We start from the raw sequence: 12,852 nt of genomic DNA, 5'->3' as shown, positions 1-12,852 counted from the left end.
TGCTTTAAGTTTGAATCTAAAAATAGGTTTTATTATCTGATTTAAACAAAAGTTAAACGGGAAACAGGTGCACTTCAGGAAGAAGTAAAGCCCGTACTGCCCCCGCAACGGTATATAAGAGCAAGTAGCACTGTTCAATTTCACTAGCTAGATTAAGTAGCCTCTATTTAATCTAAACTGGGAAGGAATGAACTTATCTTATTCAGTCCGGAGACCGGCCTATACGTACTTCAGGGCGAAATTCGCCACCCTTTTTAACGTCATACGGGTGTGTATGATCATAATAATTGGAGATGCAAAGTGCATATCGAACCAGAAATAGTAACAGGAGCCAAGCTTCTGCTTAGCTACGCAACCGCTACAGTATCCTTTGGCCTAGTCGCTAAATCAGCGTATCAAAGTATTAAAGAAAGTGGCTTAAGCACACTTATGATCAGAAGCATGTTAGCCATTCTTTCTGTTTTCGTCTTTTTTCAGGTCTTCCCGCACCATCCAGTCGGTGTTTCAGAAGTTCACCTTATTCTAGGCTCAACTCTATTTCTGATTTTAGGCCCTGCAGCCGCCGCCATTGGCCTAATTGGTGGTTTATTAGCACAAGGTGTTTTCTTTGCCCCATTCGACCTGCCTCAATTTGGCATGAATGTGACAACACTACTTTTACCTCTCTTTGCTATGTCTGTCATCGCTCGAAAAATTATCAGTGACAATACAGCCTATGTGGACATCAAATACTCTCAAGCATTCAAGCTGTCTCTCACTTATCAAGGTGGTATTGTCGCTTGGGTCGCTTTCTGGGCATTTTACGGTCAAGGCTTTAACGCCGAAAACCTAGCCTCTGTTGGCGCCTTCTCAGGTGCTTATCTAACCGTTGTTTTACTTGAGCCTCTTGTCGATCTCGCTATCCTCGCGGCGGCAAAAGCAATTAACGGATTGCAAGGTACTGGCTTGGTATATAAGCGCCTTTATCAAGCAAGCTAATCACTAAGTATCTACTTAATGACGAGTTGATGACCATTTATTGATTGGCAATTTTTAGGCATTGCAGTTTGCTTTGCCTAATCCATTATTCACCTTAGCGAAACAATTATGTCCTTTATTAAAGCAGAGCAAATTAGTTTGACCTTAGATAATGGTAAAACCCTATTATCAGATGTCAGCTTTGAACTTGCTAAGCAGCAAACTCTAGGCATAGTTGGCCCTAATGGTGCGGGTAAATCATCACTCATCCATTGCATTCTTGGGCTTAACGCCAATACTACTGGGCAAATCAGTATCCAAGGTAAAACACTGTCTTCTTTTAAAGAGAAATCACGGGCCAAACTCATCAGTGCCGTGATGCAAGAGATGCCAAGTGACATTTACTTAACGGTTGAAGAAGTGATTGAGTCTGGTCGAACACCCTATCGACATTGGCTTTGGGGACACGATGATGAGGCTCAGAAATGGATAAACTACGCCATAGATAAACTAAAATTGGATTCACTTAGGCATCAAGTCTTCCACACCCTATCAGGTGGTGAGAAGAAACGTGTCTTAATCGCTCGAGCCCTTGCTCAAAACACCCAAATTTTAGTGTTAGATGAACCCGCCAATCATTTAGATATACAACATCAAATAGAACTTATGTATTTACTTAAGTCCTTGCCTATCACCTTAATCATTAGCTTGCACGACATCCAATTAGCAGCAAGGTTTTGTGACAAGCTACTGGTGATGAGCCAAGGCAAGGTAATACAGCAAGGTCCAGCAAAAGACATACTCACCCAGTCACTGTTCAAGCAGGTATTTAAAGTAAAAGCGACTACCTATACCAATCAACATGACTGTTTAAGCATTCACACAGAGCCATTAACAAGTTACTAACCATTGGCTCAGACCATAATTTGAGAAACATATGACTTCTTTAAAACTGATTAAGCACTCTTTTCTTCTAACACTAGGTGTATTAAGCCTTGGGGCAAGCTTTCAAGTAAGTGCAAGCGACTTTCCTGTCACTGTAACCAGCTGTGATAGAAGCATTACCTTTGACCAAGCTCCCACAAGAGCCGTTATTCATGATCAAAACATGTCTCAAATGGCCTTTGCACTCGACCTTCAAGACCAGATTGTAGGCCTAACAGGCATTACAGGGTGGTATAAAACCTCTCCTAGCTTTGATAAAGATCGCCAAGGCATTCCAGAATTAGCGAGCAAAAATCCAAGCTTAGAAAATATCTTATCTGCTAACCCTGATCTCTTTTTTGCCGGCTGGAATTACGGCATGCGTATTGGCGAAGATGTGACACCACAAGGGCTTGAACGCTTTGATATCAAAACCTTAGAGCTAAGTGAGTCTTGTGTTCATTTAGACAAACAAGGTGAAGATGCAAAAATGGCACTTTTATACGATGACATGATTCGTTTAGGCGCCGTTTTTGGGGTACAAGAAAAAGCAGAAAAACTGGTTAACACTTGGCAGGATGAAATCCAAGAAATTCAAACGTCAGTAAAAGACAAACCACCAGTTAAAGTCTTTTTGTATGATTCAGGAGAAGATAAAGTATTTACTTCAGGAAGGTTTGGTATGCCTACCGCGTTAATCAGAGCGGCAGGTGGTATCAATGTAATGGATCACCTAGATACGAGTTGGGGCAAGGTGAGCATTGAAGCTATTATGGACACTAATCCTGACTTCCTGATTTTGGTTGATTATGACAAAGGTGGTTGGAAACAATCTTGGAACTTCTTACAAAACCACCCATTACTGTCTCAACTAAGTGCGGTTAAAAATAAACGTTTCTTACCACTTGAATATGGGGAAATCACACCAGGGCCATTAAACATTGGCGCCATAAAAAAACTTTCTCAACAAATGTTCCCAGAGTAACTTAGTGTGAGCTTAATTCAGTCTCAAGGATCTCACCCCAATACAATAGTAAGTAAACACTTACTTAGCATTATATTGCTGGGACTGCTATTACTCGGGCTCTTTTTGAATATCAGTGAAGGTGTTTCTAATATCACCTTCATTGATATTGTGAATATTTTTAAGATCAAGCTGTATCACTTACTTCAGATTCCAATAGACCCAGAACTTGCCTCTGCAGTTAGCCCAATACATACCAGTATTATTTGGCAACTAAGACTACCTAGAAGCATACTAGCCATACTAGCTGGCGGTGGTTTAGCGGTAGCAGGTGCCGTATTGCAAGCCGTTACACGCAACCCTTTAGCTGACCCTTTTTTATTAGGAGCCTCTTCAGGTGCGTCTTTAGGAGCGGTAATAGTCATAGCTCATATAGGCTTATTTGCAGGTATTTACTCTCTCACCATAGCAAGCTTTTTAGGCAGTCTATTATCCCTTCTCTTCCTCTTTGCACTACTTAGCAAAAAGACCAACCAATCACCAGATAAAATCATTCTAGCCGGTGTCGCTATATCATTTTTACTCATGGCTGGAACTAACTTTTTGATCTATCTAGGAGATCAAAGTACAGCTAATTCTATTCTTTTTTGGATGCTAGGTGGCCTTGGTCGTGCTCAATGGGGGAACTTGTTATTACCCTGTATCACAGTCATTAGCACTTGCCTCTGGTTAATTTGGCAGGCCCCAGTACTTAACACTTTAATGATGGGTAGCCAAAGCGCTCATACCTTAGGCATTCCAGTAAAACGTTACCAGATCATTTTCTTATTATGCACAGGCCTACTTACCAGTGTTATTGTCTCTTTAACTGGCTCAATTGGCTTCATCGGGCTAGTCATACCCCATATCTTACGTCACTGGATTGGCGGCAATAACCGTACACTGATTCCTCTGAGTTTCCTCGCTGGTGCAGGCTTTCTACTTTATATGGATTTATTAGCTAGGAACCTCACAGCGCCACAAGAACTGCCCATCGGCATCCTATCTGGCGGCATAGGTGGAGCCTATTTTTGCTACCTGATTCTGAAAAAAGATTAAATCCGGTTTTAGCGGAGTAAATAAAGCAAATTAAATTAATACCATGGTTAAAAAACCACCATTTCAAAGTGCAGAATTTTGCATTTCAGCGTATTATTCCTCACCAAATTTGAACCCTCTTACAATGTCGATAGGAAGATTATGATCACTATGCCATTTAAACGTCTTTTAGCACTTACTCTCGCCTGTGTACCGACTGTCTTGATGGCAAATGATTTGCCTGATTTGAATGGTCAAACCATAGTGGCGGTCACTGAAAATGCCTACACGCCGCTTAACTTTGCTGATCCTGAAACAGGCAAAGGCATAGGTTGGGAATATGACGCCTTTAATGAGATTGCACACCGCTTAAATGCCAAAGTAGATTGGCAGCTAAGTAGTTGGGACACCATGATACAAGCGGTCAAACAAGGCCAGTTTGATGTAGGAATGGATGGCATCACAATCAATGAAGAGCGTGAACAGCAAATTGACTTTACTGATGCTTATCTAGTATCTCAGCAATACATGCTAGTTCGAGCTGATGAAGACAGATTCAATAATGCCGAAGAGTTTGCCAAAGATGATGATTTTTTATTTGGCGCCCAACCTGGCACAACTAACTTCTATGTTGCTGTTTATAATGTTTTAGATGGCAACGAAGCCAACCCACGTATCGTATTGTTTGATAACTTTGGCCCTTCTGTTCAAGCCCTTAAGACAGGTGATGTTGATTCAGTACTTATGGATTCCACTTCAGCACAAGGCTACATGGGTGCTAACCCGGGTATGTTTAAAGTCATTGGCGGTCCATTAGGCACAGAGGAGTTTGGTTTTATTTTAACCCCTGGATCTGAATTACGTGCTCCAATCAATGCCGCTCTTGCCAGCATGAAAGCAGATGGCACACTGGAAGCCTTAAATAAAAAATGGTTCTTTGATTATAAAAACAAATAGTGAAAGCACCCTTAAAATAACGCCCCATTACCTTAGGTAGTGGGGCGTTATTTGCTTAAAAGCACATCTCTTAGCGACTACAAATTACATTTTATATGACCTCAAAATATTCATTCAATCGTCTGCCTTGGTGGCTACTCGCAATTATCGTGAGTGGTATTTTACTGACATGGAATATTGCAGCGGATACGGGTTATCAGAAAATTTTCAACACCCTAAGTCAGGGGATAGTTACTACCATCACAGTAACTTTAATTGCATTTCTGATCGCCTGTTTGATAGGGCTTTTGATGGCTTTGGCTGGTTTTTCTCGCTATCGATTAATTCGAGAAGTGGCTAGGTTTTACGTAGAAGTGATTCGTGGCGTACCGGTTCTAGTGCTGCTTTTTTACATTGCCTTTGTTGGTGCACCTGAGCTTGTGGATTTTTACAACTGGGTCATGCAAAAACCGATCGAGTGGCAATGGCTTGATAAAGCTAGAACCCGTGACTTTAGTATGGTTTGGCGTGCTATTTTAGCGCTTTGTATCAGCTACAGCGCCTTTATTGCGGAAGTTTTTCGTGCAGGTATCCAAGAGGTCGATAAAGGCCAAATTGAAGCAGCTAAAGCGCTCGGTCTTAATGGTTGGCAGAGATTCCGCTTTATCATTTTCCCACAGGCCTTCAGAAAAATATTACCACCTCTGGGTAATGACTTTGTTGCCATGATCAAAGACTCAGCTTTAGTTTCAGCGCTTGGGGTACAAGATATTACCCAACTAGGTAAAGTCTATAGCTCTTCCAGTTTCCAGTTTTTTGAAACCTATAATGTAGTCGCCTTTGTTTATCTTTGTCTTACGATCACGCTTTCTTTGTTGATTCGTGGGTTTGAGCAATATCTGAATCGAAAACAGAAACAAGAGCTTTGACCCAATAGGTCCTATTTTAAATCCCTAAGATAAAATAGGACAATAGAACAGATACCCGTATAATTAACACTCACTTTCAATCACTATTTAGTAGACAATTTCATGACAAATAACGACGTACTTCGCCGTATCCGCTACATACTTGACCTTAATGACAAGAGTATGATTAAAATTTTTGCGCTTGCTGAACATACGGTAGATCGTGCTGAAGTAAGTAGTCTACTAAAGCATTATGCTGATAAAGACTTTAAAGCCTGTAACGACAAGTTATTGGCCTACTTTCTAAATGGTTTAATCGTGTTTAAACGTGGCCAGCGAGACGGCCCTAAGCCACCCGTTGAAAGTAAATTGAATAACAACATGGTATTTACCAAGCTAAAAATTGCTTTTAGCCTGACCTCTGATGACATCATGGAGTTAATGGCATTAGCTAACTTCAAGTTAAGCAAGCATGAGCTAAGTGCTTTTTTCAGAAAACCCACCCACCAACATTTCCGTCCTTGTAAAGATCAAATCTTAAGACAGTTTGTTAAAGGCCTACAGATCAAACATCGTGGCCCTATGACAGATAGTGATTTTGAAGATTAGGAAAATTTAAAACTAGACCCTATCTCATAAGCTTCTCTAACTAAACATTATTAGAGAAGCTAAAATGAGTCTTTTTATTTCACCTCACTCACCCAAAGCACACCCACCTCGATTTTATCAACCTTTACCAAGGTGCCTTTGCTAATCTCATTTTGGCTTTTCAGCTGCCACATGATGCCTGAGTATTGATATTGGCTCTCGCCGTTAATATCCACATCATGCTCTAGCACAAACTCTTTATCGCTAAACTCTGTCTTACTTTCGCTCACTTCTACCTTATTTTGCATTGCCTTAAGGGGCTTCCAAAATAAAACCGAAAGCAAAAAAGTAAAAGCCGTAGTCGCTGAGAAAGCCCAGATCCAACTCGTCTCTATTAATTCAAATACCATTAGGCTACCTGATAAAATCATGGCAACACCGGCAAAAAGTAAGACAAAGGTTGATAGCCCTAATACTAAGACCTCAACCGTAATCAGAATAATCCCTAAGATAATAAAGCCTTGAGCTAGGTACTCGAGCATGACTAGTCCTTTTTATTTAAGGTATTAATAATCGTCATTGCTGATGCCACCATACCAGTTGCGTCTGTACTCGATTCGGGTAATAACACCACAGATGACTCTTTAGCAATCGCCTGTTTAGCTTCAATTGCTTTTGTTGCCAAATCAAGTTGGATCGCTTTTTGGCCCGGTGTGGTATTAGCAGACTCACCCACCAACTGCAGCGCCTCAGCTTGCGCTTGAGCAACCGCAAGAATCGCCTTCGCTTCACCTTCTGCTTTTAAAACTTGCTCTGCTTTATCCGCTTCTGCTGCGAGTACCTGAGCTTGCTTCTGACCTTCTGCAACGTTAATCGCCGCTTGTCTATCCCCTTCGGATTCAAGAATTTGCGCACGTTTCACACGCTCAGCTTTCATCTGGGCTTCCATAGACTCCATGATGGAGTTAGGTGGCACTATGTCTTTGATCTCATAACGCAGCACCTGAATACCCCAAGGTTCTGCCGCTTGGTTAATCGCTGTCACTATACTGGCATTTAGCTGATTTCTCTCTTCAAAAGTACGGTCTAATTCCATCTTACCCAGCTCAGAACGCATAGTTGTTTGTGCAAGTTGTGTTACAGCAAAAGTATAATCATCAACCCCATAAGTAGCTTTGTAAGGGTCGAGCACACGGAAATAGAGCACACCATCTACCGCTAATGAGATATTGTCTTTCGTAATAACAGATTGGCTAGGTACATCTTGAGCTTGTTCTTTCAAACTACGATCCGCAGCAACCGAATCAATGAAAGGTATAATGAAATTTAAACCCGCTTCCTTGGTTGACTGATATTTACCAAAACGCTCAATCACCCAAGCGCGGTTTTGCGGTACAAACTTGATACCACTTTTTAGCACGACTAAAACAAAGATAAATAAACAAATACTGATAATTGTCGACAAAGACAAATACATCTCTAATTCTTGCACCTTAAGCTTCCTTTTATTAACTATCCATAGTTATATTTGAAGCCCAAGACAATACACCTTCTCCCTCTAAATATCTAACCTGATACACTAGGAAGCCGAACTCAGCTTTCTCTTAAATGCTTTCCCTTCAATACTGAAGGCTCACTCTCACTCGCTTGTTTCTTGTTAATCAACAAAATGGCAACAAGAATCAAAGCGGTTGCAAACACTTCATATAAACCTATTGCTTCACCTAAAAAAGCACCTATTACTAAAGCAACTACAGGGGGAATATAAGTCACAGACGAGGCGACTACCGGTCCAGACTTAGCAATAATAAAATAGTAAATAAGATAGGCTAGCCCAGTACCAAGCAAGCCTAAACCAATGATTAAACCTAAGCTTGCATGTAGATCTCCAGTAATCTGTTCAATCCCCTCAAAAGGGGTAATGATACTTAACATAATCAGGCTTAAGGCTAATTGATAAGTGGTGAGCGCTGCTGCAGGAATATTTAAAGGTAGGACATAACGCTTAGCATAAATAAAAGAAGCACCCACACTAATTGAGCCTAGTGTCATATAAAGCACGCCTTCCAAATTAGTTGCACCAATATCACCAGCAAAAGGCTTAGCAATTAAAACGACACCAGTTAAACCAGAAAGCAGTCCTAACACTCGCATGAGGTTGGCTTTTTCTTCGGCCAAAAATAAGACACTAAATAAGAGAGCAAAAAGCGGTATGGTGCCACTTAGTGCCCCAGCGATACCCGAAGGTAACAAAGAAGCCCCCTTAGCAAAGCTAAAGTAATATACACTGGTTGCTAACAAAGACATGACAACAAAGTGAGGCAAATGTTTAAAGTGCGAGCGCTTCAATACACCTAAAAAGTAGGCATAAATAAAGACTGGAGCAAAACCAAATGCCACTCGTAAAAAGACAATTTGCAATGGGCTAAGATATTCAGCAGCCATCTTCATATAAATAAAGTTGCTGCCCCAAACGATACCCAGTAACCAAAACGCCATTAGGGGTAAATACTTCATATTCTTTCAGCCTCATAATGAATTAGGCTCAATTACTTTGTGCCTATAAATACTCTATTCATTATTGAGATTAGCGCCTCAAGTACAAACGATTTATCTTGTCCTATAGAATAGATAAACTATTGTATAAAAGACTTTAAGATATTTTTTATGAAAGAGCTACTATGCAAAAACCACTACCTCCTTTAAATGCCCTAGTTGCTTTCGAAGCATCCGTGCGTTTTGCCAGCTTTAAGTTAGCAGCTCAAGAGCTTCATATCACAGCTGGCGCCGTATCTCAGCAAGTTAAAAAGTTAGAAGACTGGTTAGGTTATGCCTTATTTGAACGTCAAACTAGACAGCTAGTAGTAACAGACAAAGGGTTAGCCTATTTCTCCCAAATTGCCCCGGCATTAGAGCAAATTGGTGCAGCAAGCCAAAAGCATAAGCTAAACGCCTCTAATTGTGTTTACTTGTCTCTTACTCAAACCTTAGCAGCTAAATGGTTAAGCCCTAGGTTGAGCACCTTCATGACACAACACCCTGATATAGAAGTGCACATTAATGCCTCTAACAAGCCGGTCGACTTTCAAAACGAAAACACAGATTTAGCCTTGCGTCACTTTGATGGCAAAGATAAAAAGCTGAATGTTCAGCTCATACTTAATGATGAAATACGCTTATTTTGTGCACCTGAATATTTAAAACGCCACCAGCTAAAACAGCCAAATGATCTAACTAAAACAAGCCTTATCGTAAACACCTTGCACCCTTGTTGGGATGAATGGCTAGATCACTTCAGCGAAATTAGCCGAAATGAGAGACAAGCTATACCCAAAATTCATTTTGACCAAACATTACTGGCTATCGATGCCGCTAAACATGGCCAAGGGGTGGTAATAAGCAATAGAGCATTGGTACAAAAGGAATTAGAACAGGATGAGTTAGTTGAGCCTTTCGGTTACAAACTCCCTAATAGCAAGAATTTCTATCTCGTTCATCCGAAGCAGACAAAACTAAGCCCAGCAGCAAAGCAGTTAAAAGCGTGGTTACTAGATGAGTTTGAAAGGTCGAGACATCTTTAGCCGCAAGAAAGATATAGCAGCAAAGAAAATAGCGCTGCCAAAGAGAGAAATCACTTTGACAGCAATAAAAATATTAAAGCCCCATTTGTATCAGGCCTTGTAAGGCTGCGAAGGCAAGAACACCTGCTAGTACATCATCTATCATGATGCCAAATCCGCCATGCACATGCTTATCAACCCAAGAGATAGGCCAAGGCTTTAAAATATCGAAAATACGGAATAAGACAAAGCCCACTATAATATATAACCAGCCGGCTGGCGCTAAAAACATAGTAATCCAATAACCAACAAACTCATCCCAGACGATACCTGGGTGATCATGTACCCCTAGGTCTTTACTGGTTTTATCGCAAAGATAAACACCCACAATAAAACTAGCTAACAAAAGCCAAAAATAAACTTGATAATCAAGGTTCTGCATTAATAAGTAAGCAGGAATCGCCGCCAGCGTACCAAAAGTACCCGGCGCTTTATCAACCGTACCCGACCCACAACCAAACGCTAGAAAATGAATTGGATTGCGCCATACGGACTTAGGAACATCATTTGCCATTTATTCTTTACCTTAAAAAATAATCAGTTTTTTTAATTTCTTTTTATTCGTGTCTTTCTTATTCGCACTTGAAACTTGGGGAAGCTAGAAGTGCTGCCAACCTTCAAACTCACCATCATAACCCTGTACAACAAAGCCAGAACTCGTGATCTGACCAATTTTTTTACAAGGTAGGTGTAAGGTCTGCGTGATTAAAGCAATCTCCTCTCGCGCAGACTCAGGCGCAGTAAAACAAAGCTCATAATCATCCCCACCCGTTAAAGCTAATTTGAGAGCAGAGTCCGGTTGCCATTGTAATAAAGCCTCAGACACAGGAATTAAACCCGCATCAATTTGTGCACCGACAGAGGATGCCTTAAGAATATGTTGAATATCTTGAACCAGACCATCTGAGACATCTAACATACTGGAGACAACACGCTTGAGGGCCATAGCAGCAATGAGGCGTGACTCTGGGCGCCAATAAGCATCATAAAAATGCTCATATATATCACCCTTCACCATCATTTCTCCCGTCATAATGGGAATCGCAGCAGCGGCATCGCCTAAAACACCAGTAACATAAATATCATCACCCTCTTTAGCCCCACTTCGAGTAATGGCAAATTCAGGCTCAATATAACCATGTACTTGCAAACTAACGGTTAAAGGCCCCTTAGTCGTATCACCACCAACGAGTACCAAACCAATTGGCTCAGCCAATTCAGACATGCCTTGTGCAAAAGCAGATAACCACTGAGGATCAGAGTCCGGCAGAGTCAGACCTAAAGTGAAAAAGGCGGGCTTAGCCCCCATAGCGGCAAGATCACTCACGCAAGTAGCGACTGCACGATAGCCAATAGCAGCAGGATCCGCATCAAAAGGAAAGTGACGACCTTCAACCAAGGTATCCATAGAGAAAACAAGATGTTGGCCTGTTGGTATTTGGACTTGCGCACAGTCATCCCCTATACCTAAAATCAGATCTTGGCGGCCCGCTATACTTGCCATTTGGGCATTCTTAAAAATATTTTCGATTAACTCAAATTCTTTCACTCATGCCACCTAAAGATCGAATCTGTTAAAGCACTAAACCAGATAAAAATTCATGACGCAGTATATTTTCTTTGAACCTAATTAACACCCTTTGTCATGGTAAATTGATGTGAATAAATAGAGTAAAGCCAAGATAAGCCACTAAACTTAGGCCGTGAAGGAACATTTTTACGATTTCAGCGTCTGATAAATTTATTAAGAATTTGCTTATTAATATAAGAGGTGAGTGTGAAACATTTAATTCTGAGTTTTATCCTGTTATTCGGTTTTACATCCGTTAATGCTGCCGACAAGGTGCTTTTTTGGGGAGAGCTAGAAGCAGACTTTCGCTCTTGGGGATCTGATGCTGTCGAAGGCGATTGGCGAATTAGTGAAAGGGGTGGCAAGAAATACATTCAACTATTAGACAACTTTGAAGCTAAGGAAGGTCCAGATGTTAAAATATTCTTATCTAAACAAGATGCAAATAGCGTCAATGGCAATAACGCCACGAATGATGCAGTATTTATCTCTTTAGTAAATAGCTTTGAAGGTAAGAGCGAATACGAAATCCCTGCAGGTATTGATGTGAAGCAGTTTAAATCTCTCGTTTTCCACTGCGAAGCCTATAGCAAGTTATGGGGAACTAGCCCAATACACTAAGGAACCTGCGATTAATCCCACACGCTGTGGCGGGAGGACTTATTCGCAAATCCCTTACCAAGCATAGAGCATAAAAAAAGCCCCTATTGTCAGCAATAGGGGCTTTTTAACACCTTCGAGAAAATAAGTATTACTTACTTTCTCGACGTGCTGCAATCTCTTCACGACGCACTCTTTGAGCAAGCTTGTCCAAAATACCATTCACGTATTTATGACTTTCAGAAGCACCAAAAGATTTCGCTAATTCAACAGATTCGTTAATCGCTACGCGGTAAGGGACATCCAAACGCTCAGCTAATTCATAAGAACCAATACGCAGAGTTGCTAGCTCAATCGGATCTAGCTCAGCTAGCGGGCGATCTAATAGCTCTTCAAATAAATCATCCAAACTTGTTGCTTTAGCAGTCACACCTTGCAGCAATTCACGGAAATATGCTTTATCACATTTACCAAGGTCGTGGTCTACAGCAAATTGCGCTTCAATATCATTTACTGGCGCGTGGTTCATTTGCCATTGATAAACAGCTTGTAATGCGAAGCTACGGGCTGCACTACGTAGTTGAGAACGTGAAGGCTTCTTCGCTTTACGCTTAGGCTGCTTTTTCTGTTCAGATGTTTTATCCACTTCGCTCATTTTTGCCTCAATATTGCAAATAGATGTACGCCTAACGCTTTTTAAGCAAAGCT

The 12,852-nt window shown here is 41.0% G+C and carries 15 protein-coding genes and 1 riboswitch; of the genes, 9 read left to right on the top strand and 6 right to left on the bottom strand.

What is annotated here, in order from left to right; genetic code table 11:
* Positions 1-7: 7 nt before the first annotated feature.
* Positions 8-238: riboswitch (cobalamin riboswitch) on the top strand.
* A 62-nt stretch (positions 239-300) separates the two neighbouring features.
* The 7 genes from TW85_RS05205 to TW85_RS05175 all read left to right on the top strand — a co-directional run bounded on the left by TW85_RS05205 (position 301) and on the right by TW85_RS05175 (position 6,375).
* Positions 301-978 carry an energy-coupling factor ABC transporter permease gene (locus TW85_RS05205; protein WP_046016027.1) on the top strand — a complete coding sequence of 226 codons (678 nt, stop codon included), beginning with the start codon at positions 301-303 and terminating at the stop codon, positions 976-978.
* A 108-nt stretch (positions 979-1,086) separates the two neighbouring features.
* Positions 1,087-1,863 (top strand): ABC transporter ATP-binding protein, encoded by a 777-nt coding sequence (locus tag TW85_RS05200; protein WP_046016026.1) that lies wholly within the window; start codon positions 1,087-1,089, stop codon positions 1,861-1,863.
* Between the two features lie 31 nt (positions 1,864-1,894).
* Positions 1,895-2,866: an ABC transporter substrate-binding protein gene (locus TW85_RS05195; RefSeq protein WP_046016025.1), complete on the top strand. Its 972-nt coding sequence runs from the start codon at positions 1,895-1,897 to the stop codon at positions 2,864-2,866.
* Between the two features lie 6 nt (positions 2,867-2,872).
* Positions 2,873-3,943, top strand: a complete 1,071-nt coding sequence (locus TW85_RS05190; RefSeq protein ID WP_052701884.1) for an iron ABC transporter permease — start codon at positions 2,873-2,875, stop codon at positions 3,941-3,943.
* Positions 3,944-4,084: 141 nt separating this feature from the next.
* Complete coding sequence (locus TW85_RS05185; protein ID WP_197477843.1) at positions 4,085-4,879, top strand: transporter substrate-binding domain-containing protein; 795 nt, start codon at positions 4,085-4,087, stop codon at positions 4,877-4,879.
* A 95-nt stretch (positions 4,880-4,974) separates the two neighbouring features.
* The gene (locus tag TW85_RS05180; protein WP_046016024.1) at positions 4,975-5,787 is read left to right on the top strand and encodes an amino acid ABC transporter permease; all 813 of its coding nucleotides are present in this window, start codon (positions 4,975-4,977) and stop codon (positions 5,785-5,787) included.
* A gap of 102 nt (positions 5,788-5,889) precedes the next feature.
* Positions 5,890-6,375 carry a DUF1456 family protein gene (locus TW85_RS05175; RefSeq protein ID WP_046016023.1) on the top strand — a complete coding sequence of 162 codons (486 nt, stop codon included), beginning with the start codon at positions 5,890-5,892 and terminating at the stop codon, positions 6,373-6,375.
* 74 nt (positions 6,376-6,449) lie between these two features.
* On the opposite strand, the gene TW85_RS05170 is transcribed toward TW85_RS05175, so the two are convergent.
* The 3 genes from TW85_RS05170 to TW85_RS05160 all read right to left on the bottom strand — a co-directional run bounded on the left by TW85_RS05170 (position 6,450) and on the right by TW85_RS05160 (position 8,871).
* The gene (locus TW85_RS05170) at positions 6,450-6,896 is read right to left on the bottom strand and encodes an NfeD family protein (protein WP_046016022.1); all 447 of its coding nucleotides are present in this window, start codon (positions 6,894-6,896) and stop codon (positions 6,450-6,452) included.
* A gap of 2 nt (positions 6,897-6,898) precedes the next feature.
* Complete coding sequence (locus TW85_RS05165) at positions 6,899-7,831, bottom strand: SPFH domain-containing protein (RefSeq protein WP_046016082.1); 933 nt, start codon at positions 7,829-7,831, stop codon at positions 6,899-6,901.
* Positions 7,832-7,947: 116 nt separating this feature from the next.
* Complete coding sequence (locus tag TW85_RS05160) at positions 7,948-8,871, bottom strand: DMT family transporter (RefSeq protein WP_046016021.1); 924 nt, start codon at positions 8,869-8,871, stop codon at positions 7,948-7,950.
* Between the two features lie 164 nt (positions 8,872-9,035).
* Between TW85_RS05160 and TW85_RS05155 the strand changes: the two genes are divergently transcribed.
* Positions 9,036-9,935 carry a LysR substrate-binding domain-containing protein gene (locus TW85_RS05155; protein WP_046016020.1) on the top strand — a complete coding sequence of 300 codons (900 nt, stop codon included), beginning with the start codon at positions 9,036-9,038 and terminating at the stop codon, positions 9,933-9,935.
* Between the two features lie 73 nt (positions 9,936-10,008).
* Here the strand turns inward: TW85_RS05155 and TW85_RS05150 are convergent, their stop codons facing one another.
* Positions 10,009-10,488 carry a phosphatidylglycerophosphatase A gene (locus TW85_RS05150; protein ID WP_046016019.1) on the bottom strand — a complete coding sequence of 160 codons (480 nt, stop codon included), beginning with the start codon at positions 10,486-10,488 and terminating at the stop codon, positions 10,009-10,011.
* A gap of 84 nt (positions 10,489-10,572) precedes the next feature.
* Positions 10,573-11,523 (bottom strand): thiamine-phosphate kinase, encoded by a 951-nt coding sequence (thiL, locus tag TW85_RS05145; protein ID WP_052701883.1) that lies wholly within the window; start codon positions 11,521-11,523, stop codon positions 10,573-10,575.
* Positions 11,524-11,751: 228 nt separating this feature from the next.
* On the opposite strand from thiL, the gene TW85_RS05140 reads away from it, so the two are divergent.
* Complete coding sequence (locus TW85_RS05140) at positions 11,752-12,165, top strand: DM13 domain-containing protein (RefSeq protein WP_238326162.1); 414 nt, start codon at positions 11,752-11,754, stop codon at positions 12,163-12,165.
* A gap of 130 nt (positions 12,166-12,295) precedes the next feature.
* Here the strand turns inward: TW85_RS05140 and nusB are convergent, their stop codons facing one another.
* Positions 12,296-12,799 (bottom strand): transcription antitermination factor NusB, encoded by a 504-nt coding sequence (gene nusB / locus TW85_RS05135; protein WP_046016017.1) that lies wholly within the window; start codon positions 12,797-12,799, stop codon positions 12,296-12,298.
* Positions 12,800-12,852 lie beyond the last annotated feature (53 nt).

It is taken from the genome of Marinomonas sp. S3726, from assembly GCF_000967665.1.
GTDB lineage: Bacteria > Pseudomonadota > Gammaproteobacteria > Pseudomonadales > Marinomonadaceae > Marinomonas.
Note: the sequence above shows the minus strand (reverse complement) of the source record. Positions and strands in the feature narration are given on the sequence as shown.